The following is a 21,025-nucleotide window of genomic DNA, read 5'->3' as shown; positions in this document are numbered from 1 at the left end:
CGGCTAATTCACATGCAGAGCGCGCGCTTCGCGACGAACCGGGTCAATCTGAATTTCGTTCGCACGCTGACCTTGCGGCAATTGCAGATCTTCGTCGTCGCGAGCCGCTACACGAGTTTCGCGCGCGCGGCCGAGGAATTGCATCTGACGCAGCCGGCGGTATCGATGCAGATTCATCAGCTCGAAGACGCGGTCGGCCTGCGCCTGTTCGAGCGCGTCGCGCGCAAGCTGGCGCTGACCGAGGCGGGCGAGATGCTGACGCATCACGCGAGCCGCATTCTCGGCGAAATCAAGGATGCCGAAGACGCGATGATGTCGCTGAAGCAGGCCGATAGCGGCTCGATCAACGTCGGCATCGTCAGTTCGGCGACCTACTTCGCGCCGAAACTGCTCGCGCAGTACTCGCATCTGTACCCGAAGGTCGACGTGCATTTCTCCGTCGGCAATCGCGATGCGTTGCTGCGTCTGCTGCAGGACAACGCAATCGATCTCGCGATCATGGGGCGCCCGCCGCCGGAACTCGACACCACCGCCGAGCCGCTGGCGAGCCATCCGCAGGTGGTGATCGCGCCGGTCAGTCATCCGTTGCGCGGCGCGCGCCGCTTCGATCTGCAGGAGTTGCGCGGCGATACGTTTCTGCTACGCGAACCGGGCTCTGGGACGCGCATATCGTCCGAGGTGATGTTCCGCCAGCATCTGTTCACGCCCGCCAAGACGGTCACGCTCGGCAGCAACGAAACCATCAAGCAGGCGGTGATGGCGGGCATGGGCGTGAGCCTGATTTCGCTGCATACGTTGCAGCTCGAATTGCGTACCGGCGAGATCGCGCTGCTCGATGTGAACGGCACGCCGATCGAACGTACGTGGCAGGTCGTGCATTTGCGCTCGAAGCAGCTTTCGCCGACCAGTGTGATGTTCCGGCAGTTTCTGCTTGAGCATGCAGCCGCGCATCTGGAGCGCGAATATGCGGAGTTTGCAGGGGTGTTCACGAAGCCGGCGGTTGGCGTGGAGCGGTAGCGAGATGCGGAGAGCGGACTTTTTGCGGATCGGGTTCGCGTTTTGTGCGCCGCTTCGCGCGGGTGCACCTGCGGTTTGCGCTTCGGCTTTGTTGCTGTTCGGCGCGATGCCGGCATCGGCCGAGCCGGTTTCGATTGCCGTGCTGAACTGCGGACTGATCGACGACAACGCCGCCTATAACGATGCCGATACCAACCGCGCGCAAGCGTCTCGTCTCGGCATGGTCAGCGACGCGCTGCGCGCTCAGCTAGACACGAGCGGGCGCTACCGCGTCGCCGATAACCAGCGTGCCGCCGGCCTGATCGCGCGGCTCGGCGCGAACCAGGACCTCACTTCGTGCGACGGCTGCGCCCGCCAGGTCGGCAGCGAACTGGGCGTCGAACAGGTGGGCGTCTGCTGGGTCCAGAAGGTCAGCAATCTGATTCTGAACATGAACCTGCGCGTGCAGGACGTCGCCAGCGGCAGGACCCTGTTCCAGCGCTCGGTCGATATTCGCGGCAATACGGACCTGTCGTGGCGGCGCGGCGCGACGGCGCTCGTCGGCCTGCTCGTCGATGATGGTGCGAAGGCGGGCTCGCCTCGATGACGCGTCGGCGTCGGCATGACGTCGCCGCAAGGTGAGGCACAGGTGACGCACAAGCGCGTTATAGCCACGACCGATGGCACAGTGTGTACCCGAATCTCGTGACAGGCTGCCAACTATTCGCAAGCGGCCTACCACGCCGGCCCGTTCGCGCGACCGGCACAAACCGTGCTTCAACAGATGCTGGCGAGTCCTCGGCGTATCGGCGGCGCGGCTTGCCCAGCACATAAACGCATTCGTATAGCCTGCCAGCACAGACGCATGCACACGCCCAAGCAGGCCCGCACGCAAGCCACGAGGAGGGGATCCCAGCGATGACTTCTGGCGAACAGCTTCAGGACTGGCGCGCTCACGCCCAGCAAATCGAAACCGAAGTGGCCAGGGTGGTGATCGGCCAGCGGCAAACCTTGAGGCTCGTCAACGTCGCGTTGTTCGCACGGGGCCACGTGTTGCTCGAAGGCGGCGTCGGCGTCGGCAAGACCACCGTGTTGCGTGCGTTCGCGCGCGTGGTCGGCGGCGACTTCGAGCGTGTCGAAGGCACGATCGATCTGATGCCGGGCGACCTCGTTTATCACACCTATGTCGATGCCGACGGCAAGCCGCGTATCGAGCCCGGCCCGTTGTTGCGGCACGGCGAGCAGTTGACCACGTTCTTCTTCAACGAGATCAATCGCGCGCGCCCGCAGGTGCAGTCGCTGTTGCTGCGAGCGATGGCCGAGCGTTCCGTGTGGGCGTTCGGGCGCGAGCACCGCTTCCCGCATATGACCGTGTTCGCCGATCGCAACAAGGTCGAAAAGGAAGAGACCTTCGAGTTGGCGTCGGCGGCGCGCGACCGCTTCCTGTTCGAACTGAACATGCCGACACCCGCCGACGAGGACGCGCGCCGCATGCTGGTATTCGACACGATGTTCCATGACGTCGACCGCTTGCTCGCGCAACTGACGCCGTCGATCGTGCCGTGGGAGCAGTTGAACCGTATCGGCGCGTCGATCCAGCAGGAGGTGCAGGCGAGCGAGGCGATCGAGCGTTACGTGCTGGATATCTGGCAGGCCACCGAAACGCCGCTGCGTTTCGGCATCACGCTCGATGGCGTCGATATGCAGCAGCTGATTCTCGCCGGTGCGAGCCCGCGCGGGATGAGCGCGCTGCTGCGGGCCGCGCGCGTGGTCGCGTGGCTGGCCGGACGCACGCATCTGATTCCGGAGGACATCCACGAGGTGCTGCTGCCGGCGCTCGGCCATCGCGTGTTCTTCACGCCGATCTACGAGCTGCGCCGCCAGGAGCTGGCCGAAGCGCTGATCGCGCAGATCACGGCGAAAGTGGCCGTGCCTCGCTGAAGCTGGGGCGCTAAATCATGAACGGCATCGCCGAATTCAGCTACCGCTTGCCGATGCGCGCCGCGGGCGCGCGGCCCGGCTCGCATCCTGGTTCGAGCTTCGGCTCGGGTCAGCAATTTGCGATGCACGGGCGTCTGTTCGACTACCCGGATCCACGCCGTCTCGATCTGCGCGCGAGCCTGCGCGCGGCGCGCGACGAATGGCTGGTGCGGGTTCATCTGCAGCGCGTGGCGGTGCAGGTGGTGGTGATCGCCGACGTGTCGGCGTCGATGCAATTCGGCTCGCACCGAACCAAGCTGCACGTCGCCGCCGATTTCGTCGAAGCGCTCGGCTACAGCGCGTTCCGCGTCGGCGACCGGCTCGGCATGCTGGCCTTCGACGCGAGCGAGCGCGACGATCTGTTCATGCCGGCACGCACCGGCCGCGGCACCGGCAATCTGCTCGCGACGATGCTGCGCGAGTGCGCGAGCCGCGCCGCCGGGCGTGGCGCGATCGAAGGGCTGCGGCGCTGCGCGACGCGTCTGGCCGGCCGTCAGGCGTTGGTGTTCGTCGTGTCCGATTTCCACTGGCCGCTCGCGCAACTGCCGTCGGTGCTCGACATGCTGGTGCATGCATGCGTGGTGCCGATCGTCGTGTGGGACGACGCGGAAATCTCGCCACCGCGCCATGCGCCGCTGCTGGCCGTCAACGATGCCGAGTCGGGCGAGCAGCGCATGGTGTGGCTGCGCGAACGGATGCGCGAGCGCTGGCGTGATGGCGTCGCGCGCCGTCGCGATGAACTGGGCGAGGTATTCGGCGCGCGCGGCATCCGGCCGTTTTATGTCGAAGGCGGGTTCGATCCGGAAGCCATGTCGCGCTATTTTCTGGAGATGACCGCATGAGATCGTGCGTGCGCCGGGGCGGTCCGATGCGCGGCAACGCGCTGCGCGCGTCTCGCGTATTGCTTGCGTTGCTGCTGTCGGGTGCTGCGTACGCGATGTGTGCGCTGGGTGCTGCAAGCAGCGCGGCCGCCGCGACGGTGCCTGCGTTCGTGCAGGAGCCGCGCGCGTTCGGCTATGTGCTCGGCGACGTGCTGACGCAGCGCGTGCTGCTGCAGGCCGACGGTAAGGACGTCGGTGCCGTGACGCCGCCTTCGGTCGGCCGCACCGGCATGTGGCTCGAACGGCGGCCCGTGTCGCTCGAAACCGATGCTGAAGGCCGCAGGTGGATGGTGATCGCCTATCAGGTCGTCAACGCGCCACAGGCGCTGACGCAAATCACGTTGCCCGCGTTGACGCTGAGTTCGGCCACCGGCACGCAATTGCAGATCGCCGAATGGCCCGCGAGCGTCGGACCGCTGACACCGCCGAACGCGTTCGCGGCCGGCGACCTGCTGCCGTTGCGGCCCGATCGCGAGCCGCCGTTGCTGGACACCGCCGGCTTGCGCCGTCAGCTTGCGTGGGCGTGCGGCCTGCTGCTCGCGACGCTCGTCGCATGGGCGATCTGGTGGGGCTGGCGCAACCGGCGTGAGTCGGCGCGGCTACCGTTCGCGCGCGCATGGCAGCGCATGCAACGGTTTCCGGATGCGCAAACGGCCGCATCGAGCGACGCCTGGTTTTGTTTGCATCAGGCGTTGAACGAAGCCGCCGGGCAGGTCGTGCATGCGGGTTCGCTGCCCAGACTGCTTGCGCGCGCACCGTATCTGCAACCGTTGCGCGCGCAACTCGAACACTTCTATCAGGTGTCGGCCGAGCGCTTTTTCAAACCCGCGCCGGGCGTCGCCGAGTTTCCGTTACACGCGCTGTGCCGCGCGCTGTATCGGGCCGAGCGGCGTCATCAGCGATGAGCATTCCGTTCGACTTCACGTTTCCGTGGCTGCTGGTGCTGCTGCCGCTCGCGGTGTTGCCGGTGCTGCCGCGGCGCAGCGATACGCTGGTGTTTCCGAGTGTCGCGTGGCTGCCGGTCGATCGCATCGGACAGTGGGCCAAATGGCTCGCGCGCGGCAGCGCGGTACTCGCGATCGCGGCGATCGTCGTCGGATTGGCCGGGCCGGGGCGTTCGCAACGGCAGGTGCTGCGCACCGGCAGCGGCGCGCAGATCCTGATTCTGATGGACCGCAGCGCGAGCATGGACGAGCCGATGGGTAGCGCAGGCGTCGAGGCGCCGCGCGGCGAATCGAAGAACAAGGTGGCGCGCGCTTCGTTGACGAGCTTCGTCGAGCAACGGCCCAACGACCAGCTCGCGTTCATGATGTTCGGCAGCAGCCCGGTGCTGGCGATGCCGTTCACCTACAACCATCGCGTGATCGAGGAGGCGGTCGCCGCCACCGCGATCGGGCGCGGCATGCCCGACACACAGCTCGATCGCGGCATGCTGGCCGCGCTGGAGCAGTTCGAAGGCCGCGCTTCGTCGGGACGCCGCGCGATCGTGCTGGTCTCCGACGGCGGCGCGCGGCTCGACGAAACCGTGCGGCGACGCATTCAGGACGGCCTGCAGCGTAACCGCGTCGCGCTTTACTTCATCTATCTGCGCAGCAGCATCTTCAGTCCCGATCTGAACGCGCGGCTGCCCGCGCACGAAGACTCGGCCGAAGCCGAACTGCATCGCTATTTTCTGACGCTGAAAACGCCGTACCGGCTGTTTCAGGCGCAGGACGAGAAGGGCATGATGGCGGCCATCGCCGAGATCAATCGCCAGCAGAACGCACCGACCACGTTCATCGAACATTTGCCGCGCCAGGACCTGAGTCCGTATTGCTTCGCGGTGGCGTTGTTCGCGTCGGTCGTGCTGATGCTGTTGCACCTGCTGCAGGTCAGGAGCTGGGCATGAAACGCCTACTGATTCACGCCACGTTCGGCACCGTCGCGATCTGCTGCGCCGCCTGGGGCGTGTCCGCCTGGGTGCGTCTGCAGCATGCGGGGGACGTCAATCGCGCGATTGCCGCGGTGAACGCGCCGCACGCCGCGTCGCATGAAGACCATGCTAGCGACGACGACGCGCCGCAGATTCGGCTGGCGCGCGCGACCGCGCTATCGAAAGCGGGTGCCTACGACGCGGCGGCGCGGCTCTATAACGGTCTGATCCACGAAGGCCGGCTCGACGATGTCGGCCGCGCGGCGCTGTTCGATCTCGGCAATATGTATCTGCGTCAAGGCAGCGGTGACGGTAATGCACGCATGCTCAGATCGATCTCGATGGTCAACGAGGCGAAGGTGCGTTACCGGCTCGTGCTGCGCTCGGCGCCCGGCGACTGGGATGCGCGCTACAACCTCGAACGCGCGCTGTGGCTTGCGCCGGAAGGCGGCGGCGGGCTCGATCAGCCGGATGTGAAGGAGCAGCACAACGTCACGCTGCGCGACGCGCAGAGCATGGATCTGCCATGAGCGGCGCGACACGCGGGCGAGGCTTCGCAAGACTGCGCGGTGCGTTGATGCCGCTCGCGCTCGTCGCGTTGATCGCGGCGGTCGCGATGCCGAAGGTGACGTTGCCGCGCGATACGTTCGACTACATCGTCACCTTCGATATCACACAAAGCATGAACGTCGAGGACGTCACGCTGGACGGCGCGCCGGTCAGCCGCCTGAAGTTCGCGCAGGCCGCGATGCGCGATACGCTGGGGCGGTTGCCGTGCGGCTCGAAGGTGGGCTGGAGCATATTCACCGGGCAACGCACACTGCTGTTGCTGCCGCCCGTCGAAGTGTGCGGCAACTACGATGCGCTGCTGGTGTCGCTCGATGGTATCGATGGACGCATGCGCTGGACCAACTGGAGCCGCATCGCCGAGGGCGGCGTGTATTCGGCGGTGCGCGTCGCGCAGGACGTCGGCGATGGCGCGGCGATCGTCTTCGTCACCGACGGCCAGGAGGCGCCGCCGTTGACGGCATCGCGCGGGCTGATGCCGGGCATCAATGCCGCGCGAATCAAGGGCTGGCTGATTGGCGTGGGCGGCGATCAGCCGGCCGCGATTCCGAAGAGCGACGCCAACGGCAACCGGATCGGCTACTGGCAGGCCGACGATGTGATTCAGGTGCCGACTCCACCCGGCGCGGCGTCGCAGCCGGAATCGCATGAGGAGCTTTCCGAATTGCGAGGCCAGTATCTGGCGTCGGTGGCCGGGCAAACCGGTCTTGCGTATCGACGTCTGTTGAACCCCGCTGCATTGAGTAATGCGCTGCTGGATCTGCGCTTCGCTCATCGCGAACCGGTGCCGACCGATTGGCGCTGGTGTCCCGCGCTACTCGCGCTGGTGCTGCTGGTCGTGCGCTTCATGCCCGATGCCGTATGGGCGTGGTTGCGCGATGGATGCGCGCGCATCCGAACGATGTTTCGGCGGCTCGCGCCTATATCGGTCGGGCGGTCGCCGCGAGTCGAATAAAGTCTCGAAACGTTGACGTTGCAACGGTCGACGTTAGCGACGCTAACGCCTGGCAAGACTTGCCGGCGTGACTGCAAGCGCGCGCGTCGTTGCAGTCGCTTTTGCCGGTCTCGTGTTGCTGAGAACGCTTCCAGGAAGCGTTATCCGTCATTCGATCCCAACTTCGATACGAGCGGTGCCAGGGAAAGCCCGCGTGCATGTCCGTGCATGCGAGATGCCTCGCATATCGGACTTTCGATATGCAAATGACTGACTACAATGAGTGAATGTAACGAAGCGGCGATGGCAGTCTGCGCGGTCGAAACGGTGAGTCATGTGACGTTTCAACTCCTTCACGGGAGGCATGCTTATGACGTGCCCGAACGAAAGGATTGTCGGTGCGATGCTTTTCATGCTGAGTGGCTACGCGTTTGCGGGCGGGCTCACCGGCGACTCGCCCGAGACGATGGTGGTCGCCAATATCGTGCCGATGCCGGTTGAGGTCGTGCCGCCGATTCCAGAGCCGCGACGTTATTTCCAGCAACAGCGTTATGCGATGGAATATCAGGCGACTCAGGGGAAGCCGTTTTATGCGCAGATTCAGGATTTCTATAGTTCTGGATTGGGAAGGCAGGTGACGTTTGAGGCTGCGTCTGTGAAGGGCGAGGGGCTGGGGGTGACGGGATCGGGTTTTACGCCTGCGGCCGGCACTCAGGGGAACGCTAATCCGCTTCACTTTACTTCGGCCACGGGGCCACAGCTTTCTATCGTGCAGATGAATGGGTCGACTTTGTCGATTGGGCAGTCGCCTCAGAGGAGGCTTTCTTTGATTGTGAATGATTGGGTTTTTACTGGGACTGCCAGGGTGGCCATTTTTCGTTCGCATGATACGGGGGCTACGCTTATTGTTAAGCATAAGTTTTAATGGTTTTTTTGTTTTTTTCTGATTTGTTTTTTTGCCTTTTCTTGAATTGCTTTTGGTCTATTAGCGTTGCCCCTGTGCGGGGCGGCACCTACTTTCTTTGCGTGCTGCAAAGAAAGTAGGTGTACAGACTGGAGACATCGCTGACAGGTGTGCGGGGACATGGTTGACACTTTTGGGCAATCGAACGCCCGGAATCATTCATGCCCTGGAACGTAAAAGACACCATGAGCCTCCGAGAGGAATTTGTTAGTCTGGCCAGCGAACAGACCCTGAGCTTCAGTGAGCTATGCCGGCGTTTCAACATCAGCCGCCAGACCGGCTACAAATGGCTGCAACGCCACGCGGCGCATGGCCCCGAGGGGCTAGCCGACCGCTCGCGCCGCCCGCATGAGAGCCCCACGCGCTCACCGGATGCGATCGTCGCACTCGTGCTCGAACTGCGCCGCGAGCACGGCTGGGGCGGGCGCAAGATCCAGCGGCGCCTGCGCGATCTGGGTCACGCGCAGGTGCCCGCGCCAGCCACCATCACCGAGATCCTGCGCCGTCACGGCCTGCTCGACGAACAGGAGCGCGCGCAGCGCCAGCACTGGCAGCGCTTCGAACACGAGTACCCGAACTCGTTGTGGCAGATGGACTTCAAGGGCGACTTCCCCACCCTGGAGGCAGGCCGTTGCAGTGCGCTAACGGTGCTCGACGATCACTCGCGCTTTAACGTCGTGCTGGCGGCCTGCGCGCGAACCACCACGCAGGTCGTGCAGGGCGAACTGGAGCGGGCGTTCCGCTGCTACGGGCTGCCTTCGCGTATCAATACCGACAACGGCGCGCCCTGGGGCTCGCCCAGCGCACCGGGACAACTCACCGAACTGGCCGTGTGGCTGATCCGGCTGGGTATCCACGTGAGCTACAGCCGGCCCTACCACCCGCAGACCAATGGCAAGGACGAGCGGTTTCATCGCTCGCTGAAGGCCGAGGTGTTGCAGAGGCATGCATTTACCACGCACGCCCACGTGCAGCAGCAACTGGAACGATGGCGTCACGTGTACAACAACGAGCGGCCCCACGAAGCGCTGGCCATGGCCACGCCGCTCTCCCGTTACCGGCCCAGCCCCCGGAGCATGCCCTCAACGCTGTCCGAGCCGCAATACAGCGCCACGGACGAGGTCCTGCAGGTCAATTCGAATGGCCTGGTGCGTTTCAGGGGCCGCGCGCTGCGCCTGTCGATTGCACTCAAAGGACTACGCGTGGCCGCCCGGCCTACGGACGACGAAGACGGCGTGATCGAGTTCTGGTTTGCCCATCATCGTGTCGCCAGACTTGACCTGAACCAGCCCGCACCCTGACCATCATGTGTCAACGATGTCCCCGTACGGGTGTCAATCATGTCTCCAGTCTGTACACAGCCGCAAAGAAAGTAGGTGCCGCCCCGCACAGGGGCAACGCTAATAGACCAAAAGCAATTCAAGAAAAGGCAAAAAATCAAATCAAGAAAAAACCAATATCAGAATCATTCCATGTTAATCAAATGATTCCGGAGCGACTGCTCCACCTTTAATCACCAGATGCGCCGCATCCACGCCGGATGCGAAGAATCGCCAGTCTTCCTCGTCCGCCTTCCCATCCGGGATGACAGTCAACCAAAAACCCCGCGACAAGAAAAGCGTCGCCCCGCCAGCGTCATCCGCAATCACTGCCTCAACTATCGCGCGACCATTCGCAAGCAAGACTTCCTGCATACGTTGGGTGCCAGCCTGAGCTTTCTCGTCCGGCGCGCGCAGATCATCCTCCGTTGCCACGGCGCGGCCCGCTTCCTCGAGTCTCCACGCACATTGGATGTGCAGCGCCCACACACCTACATACTTCAACGCCCCCTTAAAGTTGGTGACTTCCCGCAGCGGACCAAAGCTCAACGTGAGCATGTCAGCGGCATGGTTCACTCCGCTCAGTTCCAGGCCGTGCAGCACGGACAGACGCCGTTCGATTTCGTTTCGAGTGTCGATCATCAAATCATTCCCTTCGCGTACTGCGTGCGTCACCACAGGTTGAACATGTCTTTGGCGCGCTCCATGATTTCATGGAAGCCAAGGCCTTCGCCCGAAATTTCATCGTGAAGTTGTCGAGATTGACCGGGGGTTAAGCGCAATATTCTGACGACATCGTCAGTCTGTTTGTTTTGCGCCTGATTGTTGCGCGGTGTTCCCGTGCTGCCCGCCAGTTCAATCGCGTCACCATTCGCCGCATCCGGTGTGTACTCAATCGCTTGCGCATTACCAAGGATTTGCGGCGGCGGGCGTGAGCGTCCGCGACAATTGCACGCCCACGCATAGCCAAGCGCTTCGGCCATGGCGTAACCGGAGGACAGTCGACGTACCTTTTCAAACGGAAAGAACTCGCCGGTCTCGACGTGCAAGGCCTGTGCGGACGGCATTGGGGGGAAATTGGAGTAGATCGAATAGGTAATGCTGCAAAGACAGCAGACCTCCTCTTCGACGCTCCCAGTGCTTTGTCGAGTCTTTGTCTCGATTGGACTCATCTCTGATGACTATTCTGGCTTTGATCTCCCAGAAACTAGCGCGAGCTACCGTGCGAGTGAGTCAAAAACTGTCAACGCAGTGCGAAACGACCACAGAAATTAAAAAGAGAACTTATCTGATGGATGCGCACGACAACATATGCTGCGCTGCGCGCACAACGCATCCTGAGAGACATGACATCACGTCACGAGGCAAACATCGTCAACGTCGCATCGATCGCATCGCCGAGTTTGCCGAACGCCGGCCCAATATCCTCGTCAGCGACGCACGCATACCCAATCAGCAACCCCGATGACGCCAGCGACGGTTGCGCGTAATACCCCGATAACGGTCGCACGATGATGTTGCGCTCCAGCGCGGCGCTCGCCACCAGGCGGTCGTCGCTGCCCTCCGGCAATTGCATCACCAGGTGCAGCCCGGCATCGCCACCCACCGCCGGCAGTGCATCCCCATAGCGTTGCGCTGCAGCGTCGAGCACAGCCTGGCGTCGCTGGCCATACAGCGTGCGCATTTTGCGGATATGCGACGTGAAGTGCCCCTCGGCGATGAAGTCCGCCAGCATCGCTTGCTGAAGCAACTGTCCTTCGCGATACAACTCGGCGCTCGCGGTCGCGAAGCTTTCCGCCAGTTCCTCCGGGACCACCAGATAGCCGATGCGCAAACCCGGGAACAGCGTCTTGCCGAAGCTGCCGACATAAATCACCTGGCCCGATGTGTCGAGTCCTTGCAGCGATGCCAGCGGACGGCTGCCATAGCGGAATTCGCTGTCGTAGTCGTCTTCGATGATCCAGCATCGGTGCTGACGCGCGTACTCGAGCAGCATGCGGCGCCGCGCGAGGCTCATCACCATGCCAAGCGGATACTGATGCGATGGCGTGACGAGCATCAACTTGGGCGGCTGCGCGAGATCGTCGGCGCCTGGGTTGATACCTTCGGCGTCGACGCTGATCGGCCGCGCCTGCAGACCGGATACGTGCAGCACGCTGCGCACGCCCCAATAACACGGGTCCTCGGTCCAGATCACGTCGCCCGGATCGGACAGCAGACGCACCGCCAGATCGATCGATTGATGAATGCCGGTCGTGACGATGATCTGCTCGGGCGTGCAGCGTACCGAGCGCGACGTGCGCAGATAGTCGGCCAGCGCGTGCCGTAGCGCGGCAAGACCGCCGCCCGGCGCGTACGTCAGCAGGTCGGGGCGCAGCCGCCGCCAGTACTTGTTGTGCAGGCGGCTCCATACCCGCGCCGGAAACTTCGTGACGTCCGGCACGCCCGGCATGAACGCCCCCCACTGACGCTTCGACACGCCCGCGCCCGCAACCAGCCGCGCGCCGCGTGTGGAAAGCACTCGGGTCGACGGTTGCGGCAGTGGTTCGAAAGTCGCACCGGCAGAAGCCGCATCGGGCGCGCCGACGATTTCGTCCGGCGCGCTGTCGGCGACGAACGTGCCGCGCCCGGTCGCCGAGCTGACATAGCCTTCGAGCACCAGTTGCTCATACACCTGCGTGACGGTGTTGCGCCCGATACCCAGCTCCTGTGCGAGCAGCCGCGACGACGGCACCTTGCTGCCCGCCGGCAGTTCGCGCGACAGGATCGCCTGCTGCAGCAGCCGGTGCAGCTGGCGATAAATCGGCTGACCGTTGCCGCGATCGAGGCGCTGCGCCAGCCAGTCGGAGAGCACGCTCGTGCGCATCATTGGCTCCTATATTTTTATCAAAATGGCTCTGATTTTGAGTGCCAAATCTCATTATAGTCGCTGCATGTACCGCGCCATGGGCGCGGCGTCCGTCCAGAACAGCAAGCGAAGGAGATGTCGATGAACAATGCCGAACTGAAGAGCCGCAAGGACGCCGCCACGCCGCGCGGTGTCGGGGTGATGTGCGATTTCTACGCAGCGCGCGCTGAAAACGCCGAGCTGTGGGATATCGAAGGGCGCCGGTTTATCGACTTCGCCGCCGGCATCGCGGTGTGCAATACCGGCCATCGTCATCCGAAGATCGTCGCCGCGATTCGCGACCAGCTCGATCGATTCACTCACACCGCGTATCAGATCGTGCCGTATGCGTCGTATGTCGAGTTGGCCGAGAAGATCAACCAGCGCGCGCCGGGCGACTATCCGAAGAAGACCGCGTTCTTCACGACCGGCGCCGAAGCCGTCGAAAACGCGATCAAGATCGCGCGTGCCGCGACGGGCCGGCCGGGCGTGATCGCGTTCACCGGCGGCTTCCATGGCCGCACGCTGATGGGCATGGCGCTGACCGGCAAGGTCGCGCCGTATAAGGTCGGCTTCGGCCCATTCCCGGCCGACGTGTTTCATGCGCCGTTCCCGAATCCGCTGCACGGCGTCAGCACCGCGGATTCGCTGAAGCACATCGAGTATCTGTTCAAGGCCGATATCGATCCGAAGCGCGTGGCCGCGATCATCTTCGAACCGGTGCAGGGCGAAGGCGGTTTCTACCAGGCGCCGGTCGAGTTCGTGCGCTCGTTGCGCAAGCTGTGCAACGAGCACGGCATCCTGCTGATCGCCGATGAAGTGCAGACGGGTTTTGCGCGCACCGGCAAGCTGTTCGCGATGCATCACTACGACGTAGTGCCCGACCTGATGACGATGGCCAAGAGTCTCGCGGGCGGCATGCCGCTGTCGGGGGTGGTCGGACGCGCCGACGTGATGGATGCGGCGGCGCCCGGCGGCCTCGGCGGCACCTACGCGGGCAATCCGCTCGCGCTCGCGTCCGCGCATGCAGTGCTCGACATCATCGACGAAGAAAAGCTGTGCGAGCGGGCCACGGTGCTGGGCGACCGGGTCAAGGCCAAACTCGCGGCGCTGCGCAGCGACATACCGCAGATTGCCGACGTGCGCGGACCCGGCGCGATGGTGGCGGTCGAGTTCTGCAAGCCGGGCGGCGCCGAGCCGGATGCCGACTTCACGAAGCGGGTGCAGGCACGCGCGCTCGAGCGCGGCTTGCTGCTGCTGGTGTGCGGCGTCTACTCGAACGTGGTGCGCTTTCTGTTCCCGCTGACGATTCCGGACGCCGTATTCGACGAAGCAATGGTGATTCTGGAAGCCGCGCTGAAGGACAGCGTCGCTGTCGCGGCATAAAGCGCACGCATCAAACGCGCTCATCAAGCTCGCTGATAAAAGCCACTTACCCGCGCCGTGCGCTTCGACGCACACGGCGCGGTCCTCACACGTCCGACACATCCGCTCAAACTCGACTAGCTGACCCACACATGACCACGCTGACGCTGAAAGACCCGACTCTGCTGAAGACCCTCGCGTATGTCGCGGGCGAATGGCAACCCGCCGATAACGGCGCGACATTCGAAGTGCGCAACCCGGCGACCGGCCAGACCATCGCGACGGTGCCGCGCATGGGCGGCGCGGAAACGCGTCGCGCGATCGACTCGGCCAATGCCGCGTGGCCCGCATGGCGCGCGGCCACCGCGAAGCAGCGCGCGGCGATCCTGCGCAAATGGCACGATCTGATGCAGGAAAACGCCGACGATCTGGCGAAGATCCTGACCACCGAGCAAGGCAAGCCGCTCGCCGAAGCCAAGGGCGAGATCCAGTACGCGGCGTCCTTCCTCGAATGGTTCGCGGAAGAGGGCAAGCGCATCTATGGCGACACGATTCCGACGCCGGCGGCCGACAAGCGCATCGTCGTCACGAAAGAGCCGGTCGGCGTGTGCGCGGCGATCACGCCGTGGAATTTTCCCGCCGCGATGATCACGCGCAAGGTCGGTCCGGCGCTGGCCGCGGGCTGCACGATCATCGTCAAGCCGGCGGGCGCGACGCCGTTGTCCGCGCTCGCGATGGCGGTGCTGGCCGAACGCGCAGGCGTGCCGCGCGGCGTGTTCAGCGTCGTGACGGGTGACTCGAATGCGATCGGCGCCGAGCTGACCGGCAATCCGATCGTGCGCAAGCTGTCGTTCACCGGTTCGACGCCGCTTGGGCGCCAACTGATGGCGCAGTGCGCGCCGACCGTGAAGAAGGTGTCGCTCGAACTGGGCGGCAATGCGCCTTTTATCGTGTTCGACGATGCGGATCTCGACGCGGCGGTCGCCGGCGCGATCGCATCGAAATATCGCAATAGCGGGCAGACCTGTGTGTGCACCAATCGCTTCTATGTGCACGACAAGGTCTACGATGCGTTCGCCGACAAACTGCGGATCGCCGTCGAGCAGTTGAAAGTGGGCGACGGCGTCGAAGATGGCGTCACGCAAGGTCCGCTGATCAACGAAGCCGCGGTGCAGAAGGTCGAGTCGCATATCGAAGATGCACTCGGCAAGGGCGCACGCGTCGTCACCGGCGGCAAGCGTCACGCGCTGGGTCACAGCTTTTTCGAGCCGACCGTGCTCGCCGATGTCACGCAGTCGATGCAGGTCGCCAGCGACGAAACCTTCGGTCCGCTTGCGCCGCTGTTCCGTTTCTCGTCGGACGACGAAGTGATCAGAATGGCGAACGATACCGAGTTCGGCCTCGCGTCGTATTTCTACAGCCGCGATATCGGCCGTGTGTGGCGCATCGCCGAGGCGTTGGAGTACGGCATGGTCGGCATCAACACCGGCCTGATCTCGAACGAAGTGGCGCCGTTCGGCGGCGTCAAGCAGTCGGGGCTGGGCCGTGAAGGCTCGCACTACGGTATCGACGACTACGTCGTGATCAAGTACATGTGCATCGGCGGCATCTGAACGCGGCGCCGGCGATCTCGCTACGAGTCGTCGTCCGCCGGCAGGTGCGCGGTGGTCAGATCTTCGAGGAACGCCTTGACGATCGGACTCTGCCGGCCGCGCGCCTGCGTGACGACGTGAAACGTCACCTGATAGCGAAGCACGTCGGGGTTGAGTGCGGCGAGCAGGCCCTGATTCACGTAGGGCTCGGCGAAATGTCGCGGCAGATAGCCGAGATGGTGACCCGACAGAATCAGCAGCGCGACGGCTTCCATGTTGTCGGCTTGCGCGGTCACCTTGGCGGGTGTGGTGGACAACTGCACTTCGGGCAACGGATAAGTGCGCCACGCCCATTCGAAATCGGCGACCGTCGCCGGATCGAGCTGACCGGCGCGCTCGAATAGCGGATGCCCCTTGCCGCAATAAGCAATCTGCTGCTCGGTAAAAAGCGGCGCGTAGTCGAGCGTGGGTACCCGGTGCCAGAAATAGCCGACCGCGATCTGGATGGCCCCGCTCAGAAGCTGCGCTTCCAGCTCGCCCGGCGATCTGACCGAAATAGAAAAGCGCACCGCTTCGTCGCGTTGCCTGAACGACGCGATCGCGTCGCTGATACGGGCATTCTGGCTAATCGGCGTGTGCCCGATCAGACCGATGTTCAACGTGCCGACCAGCTTCCTGTCCATGTTCCGCGCATTGCCGCTGAACTCATCCACCGCTTCGAACAGTTTCTTGCCGAGTTCGTAAAAGCGCTCGCCGCGAGTGGTAAGCCGAAAGCCGCTGCGGCCGCGCTCGCATAGCCGGTAGCCGAGACGCGTTTCGAGCGTCGACAGTTGGGTGCTGATGGTCGGCTGACCGACGTTCAGCGTGGTTTGCGCGACGCTGACGCCGCCGGCATCCACCACCGCAAGGAACACGCGGATCAGCCGCAGATCCAGATCGGTCAGGCTCCCTTGCACGTTGGCTCCGGCGCGCGCGGCGATACATTGCAATGTATCAATGTGAACATTCGAAATTCGAGATTCATTTCTGGATTTTTACCGCGTACAAATGGACATATGCCGAGATTCGATGATACGGCAATCTAAATGAAACCGGAGATGAAACATGTCGGAGCACTATTTTCAACCGATGGGCGGCAACGAGATGCCGCGCTGCGGCGGCATTGCGACGATGATGCGTTTGCCGAACGTGGCGTCGGCCGAAGGTCTCGATGCGTGCTTTGTCGGCGTGCCGTTCGATCTCGGCACCTCGAACCGCACCGGCGCGCGCTTCGGGCCGCGTCAGATTCGCAGCGAGTCGGTGCTGCTGCGGCCGTACAACATGGCGACGCGCGCCGCGCCGTTCGATTCGCTGCGTGTGGCCGATGTCGGCGACGTCGCGATCAATCCGTACAACCTGCTCGATTCGATCAAACGCATCGAAACCGCGTACGACGCGATCCTCGAACACGACGTCAAGCCGATCACGCTCGGCGGCGATCACACGATCGCGCTGCCGATCCTGCGCGCGATCCATCGCAAGCACGGCAAGGTCGGCCTGATTCACGTCGACGCGCATGCGGACGTCAACGACACGATGATGGGCGAGAAAATCGCGCACGGCACGCCGTTTCGCCGCGCGGTCGAAGAGGGGCTGCTGGACTGCGAACGCGTCGTGCAGATCGGTCTGCGCGGCACCGGCTACGCGGCCGAAGACTTCGACTGGTGCCGCGACCAGGGTTTCCGCGTCGTGCAGGCAGAGGAATGCTGGAACCGCTCGCTTGCACCGCTGATGGAAGAGGTGCGGCAGCGTGTCGATGGCGGTCCGGTCTATCTGACCTTCGACATCGACGGAATCGATCCCGCGTACGCACCCGGCACCGGCACGCCGGAGATCGCGGGCCTGACGGTATCGCAGGCGCTGGAGATCATTCGCGGCTGCTGGGGTTTGCAGCTGGTCGGCGCGGATCTGGTCGAAGTAGCGCCGCCCTATGATCCATTCGGCACGACCGCGCTGCTCGGCGCGAATCTCGCGTACGAGATGCTGTGCGTGATGCCGGGCGTCAAGCGTCGCGACTAGCGGCGCGGTTGGCCGGGCTTCGATCGCGTGATGCGCGCGGCGGCTCGGCCGCGCCGCATTACCATGAATCGCAATAATGGATCGCAATGACGCATCGCCATGAGATTGCGTCATCGCGCACACGCGCAAAAGCGGCAAAACCCCTTGTCAGCAGGCGAAATTCAGATCGGGTTTTCCCTTTGACATGCGGATTCATCATGCCGGCCATGAAAAATTATCGGTTGTTCGGCCGATATCCAGCCACCAGAATTCATTCAACGCAAGCGCGTGGCGAAGCGCCCGGCTTGCGAATTCAGGCGCGTCGCTGATCGCAGCCGCCGGCAGCAAATGCCGGCCGGAATGGCGACTTCGATACGGATATCCGGCGACAGGATTCGAACCAACCGAGAGCGTGAAGACCGATGAATTTCCCCGACATCACAGACCGTCTTGGCGAGGTCTGCGCCAACACAGTAGCGTGCCAGGCCGAGCCGGATCGAACCTGTGGCGAGGCGCTCGTTACGTTGCTTGAAGGGTATGGCGTCCAGTGCGTATTCGGCATTCCCGGCGTGCATACGGTCGAGCTTTATCGCGGTCTTGCCGCATCTTCGATCCGGCATGTCACGCCGCGCCACGAGCAGGGCGCCGGCTTCATGGCCGATGGTTACGCGCGGGTCACCGGCAAGCCGGGCGTGTGCTTCATCATCACCGGGCCCGGCATGACCAATATCGCCACGGCGATGGCGCAAGCCTATGCCGACTCCATCCCGATGCTGGTGATTTCCAGCGTGAACCAACGGCGGCAACTGGCGAGCGGGGACGGGCGTCTGCATGAGTTGCCTTCGCAACGTGACGTATTCGCGGGCTTCACCGCGTTCTCGCACACGCTGCTCGACGCCGCCGACCTTCCGCAGGTTCTCGCGCGCGCATTCGCCGTATTCGAAAGCGCCCGGCCGCGGCCGGTGCATATCGAGATTCCGCTCGACGTAATCGTTGCATCGGCAAGCGGCATGACGCTGACGCCGGCGGCCTTGCCGGAGCGCCCGGCCGGCAGCGCCAGCGCGCTGGCCAGCGCGGCGGATCTGCTGGGCGGCGCGCAGCGCCCGTTGATTCTGGCGGGCGGCGGAGCGGTGCAGGCGTCGGTCGAACTGCGCGAACTGGCCGAGCGCTTGCAGGCACCGGTCGCGCTGACGATCAATGCGAAAGGTCTGCTGCCTTGCGGGCATCCGCTGTCGCTGGGTTCGACACAGTCGCTGCCCGACACGCGCACGCTGATCCGCGAAGCCGATGTCGTGCTCGCGGTCGGCACCGAGCTGGGGGAAACCGATTACGACGTCGGCTTCGATGGCGGCTTTGCGCTCGGCGGCCGTCTCATTCGCATCGATATCGACGCCCAGCAGGTGATGCGCAATTTTCGTCCCGACGTCGCGATCGTGGCCGATGCGAAGCACGCGCTGGGCAGCCTGTCGGCGCGACTGCACGAGCGGGCGTTGACGTCGCGGCAGGCGGACTGGGGCGCGCCACGCGTCGCGGCTGTGCGGGCCGCGCTGATGGCCGGCTACGACGATCCGACGCGATCGCAAAAGCATTTCATCGACACGATCATCCGCGCGCTGCCCGACGTGATCATCGCCGGCGACTCGACGAGCCCGGTCTATGCCGGAAACTTCGTCCATGACGCCGCCGCGCCGCGTTCCTGGTTCAATTCGTCGACCGGTTTCGGCACCTTGGGTTATGGGCTGCCGGCGGCGATCGGCGCGAAGCTCGCCGCGCCGCATCGGCCGGTGGTCTGCCTGATCGGCGACGGCGGTTTGCAGTTCACGATGCCGGAGCTGGCGAGTGCCGTCGAGGCGCGCGTACCGGTGATCGTGCTGCTGTGGAACAACTTCGGCTATGGCGAGATCCGCAAATACATGGTTCAGCGCGACATCACGCCGGTCGGCGTGGATATATACACGCCGGACTTTATCGCGCTGGCACGCGGCTTCGGCTGCGCGGCGAGCCGCGTGGATGAACCGGGAAGTCTGCTAGCGGAGCTGCAGCAGGCAGCGTTGCGCGGCGTGCCGACCGTCATTGAAATCGACGAGGCGAACTGGTTCGGGAAGGTGCCGGTATGACGACCCGTATGCCGTTACGTCGGGACGAGCCGCTGATCACGCAGCTCTATATCGATGGCCGCTGGTGCGATAGCGAAGGCGGCGGCCGCTTGCCGGTGGTGAATCCGTCCACCGAAGAAGTCATCACAGAGGTCCAGGCGGGCAGCGGCGCCGATGTCGAACGCGCGGTCAATGCCGCCACGCGAGCATTGCGCGACTGGAAGCACACGACGGGCGCGGCTCGCGCCGCGTATCTGCGCGCGATCGCCCGTGGCGTGGAGGCGCGCCGTGAAGATCTCGCTGCGCTTCAATCGCTGAACAATGGCAAGCCGCTCGCGGAAGCACAGATCGATATCGGCGATGTCGTTGCGACCTTCAACTACTACGCTGAACTGGCGGAGCAACTCGACGAGACCGGTGAGGCCGAAGTCGCGATTCCCAGCGCGGAGCATCGCGCGCTGATTCGCCGCGAACCCGCGGGTGTCGTCGCGCTGATCGTGCCGTGGAATTTCCCGATGGTCACGACCGCATGGAAGCTCGCGCCCGCGCTCGCCGCCGGTTGCACGGTCGTGCTGAAGCCCTCCGAAGTGACACCGCTGCCCGAGCTGCAACTTGCCGCGATCGTCGCCGAAGCCGGTTTGCCTGCGGGCGTGTTCAACGTCGTCACCGGAACGGGTACCGAGGTCGGCGCGCGGCTCGCCGCGCATCCGCGTATCGCGAAGGTGTCGTTCACCGGCAGCACCGCGGTCGGCGAGCAGGTGATGAAGACCGCGGCGGAAACGATCAAGGGTGTGAGCCTTGAACTCGGCGGCAAGTCGTCGATCGTCGTGTTCGCGGATGCGGATCTCGATCTGGCCGTCGAGCTGGTCGCAGGCGGCGCATTCTTCAATGCCGGCCAGATGTGCTCGGCGACCTCGCGCGTGCTGGTCGAACGAACGATCGCCGATGCGCTGATTGCGCGGCTCGCCGAGCGCGCGACGCGAATGGTGGTCGGCGACCCGTTTTCGCCGGATGTGCAGATGGGGCCGTTGACGAGCCGTGCGCAATACGAGCGGGTGCAACGCTTTATCGCGCAGGGCAAGCGCGATGGCGCGCGTCTGCTGACTGGCGGTGAGACGTTGACCAGTCCTGGTTATTTCGTGACCCCAACGATATTCGTCGACGTGCCGGCCGATAGCGCGGTGTGGCGCGAGGAAATCTTTGGGCCGGTGCTGTGCGTGCGCAGCTTCGACGATGAAGAACAGGCAATCGACGCCGCCAACGATACCGAGTTCGGACTGGTCGCGACCGTCGTCACCGGTGATGCGACGCGCGGCAAACGAGTCGCCGATGCATTGGCGGCCGGCGTCGTGTGGATCAATACGCCGCAACTGATTTTTCCGCAGACCTCATGGGGTGGTTACAAGCAGAGCAGCATCGGCCGCGAACTGGGCCCGTTCGGACTCGCGGCATTCCAGGAAATCAAACAGGTGTTGACGGTAATCGGGCACTGACT

The 21,025-nt window shown here is 64.0% G+C and carries 19 protein-coding genes; 15 read left to right on the top strand and 4 right to left on the bottom strand.

What is annotated here, in order from left to right; genetic code table 11:
* Window positions 1–12 precede the first annotated feature (12 nt).
* The 10 genes from L0U82_RS28410 to L0U82_RS28365 all read left to right on the top strand — a co-directional run bounded on the left by L0U82_RS28410 (window position 13) and on the right by L0U82_RS28365 (window position 9,535).
* On the top strand, window positions 13–1,017 hold the full coding sequence (locus L0U82_RS28410) for a LysR family transcriptional regulator (protein ID WP_442793673.1): 1,005 nt from the start codon (window positions 13–15) through the stop codon (window positions 1,015–1,017).
* A gap of 88 nt (window positions 1,018–1,105) precedes the next feature.
* Window positions 1,106–1,603 (top strand): DUF3280 domain-containing protein, encoded by a 498-nt coding sequence (locus tag L0U82_RS28405; protein ID WP_326489763.1) that lies wholly within the window; start codon window positions 1,106–1,108, stop codon window positions 1,601–1,603.
* A gap of 311 nt (window positions 1,604–1,914) precedes the next feature.
* Complete coding sequence (locus L0U82_RS28400) at window positions 1,915–2,937, top strand: AAA family ATPase (protein ID WP_233836318.1); 1,023 nt, start codon at window positions 1,915–1,917, stop codon at window positions 2,935–2,937.
* A 17-nt stretch (window positions 2,938–2,954) separates the two neighbouring features.
* Complete coding sequence (locus tag L0U82_RS28395; protein ID WP_233836317.1) at window positions 2,955–3,818, top strand: DUF58 domain-containing protein; 864 nt, start codon at window positions 2,955–2,957, stop codon at window positions 3,816–3,818.
* Window positions 3,815–4,762 (top strand): calcium incorporation protein MxaA, encoded by a 948-nt coding sequence (locus L0U82_RS28390; protein ID WP_233836315.1) that lies wholly within the window; start codon window positions 3,815–3,817, stop codon window positions 4,760–4,762. The genes L0U82_RS28395 and L0U82_RS28390 overlap by 4 nt, the downstream gene beginning before the upstream one ends.
* The gene (locus tag L0U82_RS28385) at window positions 4,759–5,745 is read left to right on the top strand and encodes a vWA domain-containing protein (protein WP_233836313.1); all 987 of its coding nucleotides are present in this window, start codon (window positions 4,759–4,761) and stop codon (window positions 5,743–5,745) included. The genes L0U82_RS28390 and L0U82_RS28385 overlap by 4 nt, the downstream gene beginning before the upstream one ends.
* Window positions 5,742–6,299, top strand: coding sequence for a tetratricopeptide repeat protein (locus L0U82_RS28380; protein ID WP_233836311.1), 558 nt, complete (start codon window positions 5,742–5,744; stop codon window positions 6,297–6,299). The genes L0U82_RS28385 and L0U82_RS28380 overlap by 4 nt, the downstream gene beginning before the upstream one ends.
* On the top strand, window positions 6,296–7,291 hold the full coding sequence (locus tag L0U82_RS28375; protein WP_233836308.1) for an MxaL protein: 996 nt from the start codon (window positions 6,296–6,298) through the stop codon (window positions 7,289–7,291). The genes L0U82_RS28380 and L0U82_RS28375 overlap by 4 nt, the downstream gene beginning before the upstream one ends.
* A gap of 382 nt (window positions 7,292–7,673) precedes the next feature.
* Window positions 7,674–8,195, top strand: coding sequence for a hypothetical protein (locus tag L0U82_RS28370; protein ID WP_233836306.1), 522 nt, complete (start codon window positions 7,674–7,676; stop codon window positions 8,193–8,195).
* Window positions 8,196–8,395: 200 nt separating this feature from the next.
* A complete protein-coding gene (locus L0U82_RS28365; protein ID WP_233836304.1) occupies window positions 8,396–9,535 on the top strand; it encodes an IS481 family transposase in 1,140 nt (379 codons plus the stop codon).
* A 174-nt stretch (window positions 9,536–9,709) separates the two neighbouring features.
* On the opposite strand, the gene L0U82_RS28360 is transcribed toward L0U82_RS28365, so the two are convergent.
* The 3 genes from L0U82_RS28360 to pdxR form a co-directional block, all read right to left on the bottom strand.
* Window positions 9,710–10,195: a hypothetical protein gene (locus tag L0U82_RS28360; protein ID WP_233836302.1), complete on the bottom strand. Its 486-nt coding sequence runs from the start codon at window positions 10,193–10,195 to the stop codon at window positions 9,710–9,712.
* Window positions 10,196–10,224: 29 nt separating this feature from the next.
* Window positions 10,225–10,725, bottom strand: coding sequence for a hypothetical protein (locus L0U82_RS28355; protein WP_267929712.1), 501 nt, complete (start codon window positions 10,723–10,725; stop codon window positions 10,225–10,227).
* Window positions 10,726–10,910: 185 nt separating this feature from the next.
* The gene (gene pdxR, locus L0U82_RS28350) at window positions 10,911–12,419 is read right to left on the bottom strand and encodes a MocR-like pyridoxine biosynthesis transcription factor PdxR (protein ID WP_233836300.1); all 1,509 of its coding nucleotides are present in this window, start codon (window positions 12,417–12,419) and stop codon (window positions 10,911–10,913) included.
* A 123-nt stretch (window positions 12,420–12,542) separates the two neighbouring features.
* Here pdxR and L0U82_RS28345 point away from each other — a divergent pair, with 123 nt between their 5' ends.
* Window positions 12,543–13,826: a 4-aminobutyrate--2-oxoglutarate transaminase gene (locus L0U82_RS28345; RefSeq protein WP_233836299.1), complete on the top strand. Its 1,284-nt coding sequence runs from the start codon at window positions 12,543–12,545 to the stop codon at window positions 13,824–13,826.
* Between the two features lie 131 nt (window positions 13,827–13,957).
* Complete coding sequence (gene gabD, locus L0U82_RS28340) at window positions 13,958–15,418, top strand: NADP-dependent succinate-semialdehyde dehydrogenase (protein ID WP_233836298.1); 1,461 nt, start codon at window positions 13,958–13,960, stop codon at window positions 15,416–15,418.
* Window positions 15,419–15,438: 20 nt separating this feature from the next.
* Here gabD and L0U82_RS28335 read toward each other — a convergent pair whose 3' ends face one another.
* Window positions 15,439–16,353, bottom strand: coding sequence for a LysR family transcriptional regulator (locus L0U82_RS28335; protein WP_233836297.1), 915 nt, complete (start codon window positions 16,351–16,353; stop codon window positions 15,439–15,441).
* Window positions 16,354–16,501: 148 nt separating this feature from the next.
* On the opposite strand from L0U82_RS28335, the gene speB reads away from it, so the two are divergent.
* From speB to L0U82_RS28320, 3 genes are all read left to right on the top strand, one after another.
* Window positions 16,502–17,455: an agmatinase gene (speB, locus tag L0U82_RS28330; RefSeq protein WP_233836296.1), complete on the top strand. Its 954-nt coding sequence runs from the start codon at window positions 16,502–16,504 to the stop codon at window positions 17,453–17,455.
* A 401-nt stretch (window positions 17,456–17,856) separates the two neighbouring features.
* Complete coding sequence (locus tag L0U82_RS28325; RefSeq protein WP_233836295.1) at window positions 17,857–19,551, top strand: 5-guanidino-2-oxopentanoate decarboxylase; 1,695 nt, start codon at window positions 17,857–17,859, stop codon at window positions 19,549–19,551.
* The gene (locus L0U82_RS28320) at window positions 19,548–21,023 is read left to right on the top strand and encodes an aldehyde dehydrogenase family protein (RefSeq protein WP_233836294.1); all 1,476 of its coding nucleotides are present in this window, start codon (window positions 19,548–19,550) and stop codon (window positions 21,021–21,023) included. The genes L0U82_RS28325 and L0U82_RS28320 overlap by 4 nt, the downstream gene beginning before the upstream one ends.
* Window positions 21,024–21,025: the final 2 nt, after the last annotated feature.

The organism is Paraburkholderia sp. ZP32-5 (assembly GCF_021390495.1).
Lineage (GTDB): Bacteria > Pseudomonadota > Gammaproteobacteria > Burkholderiales > Burkholderiaceae > Paraburkholderia.
Note: the sequence above shows the minus strand (reverse complement) of the source record. Positions and strands in the feature narration are given on the sequence as shown.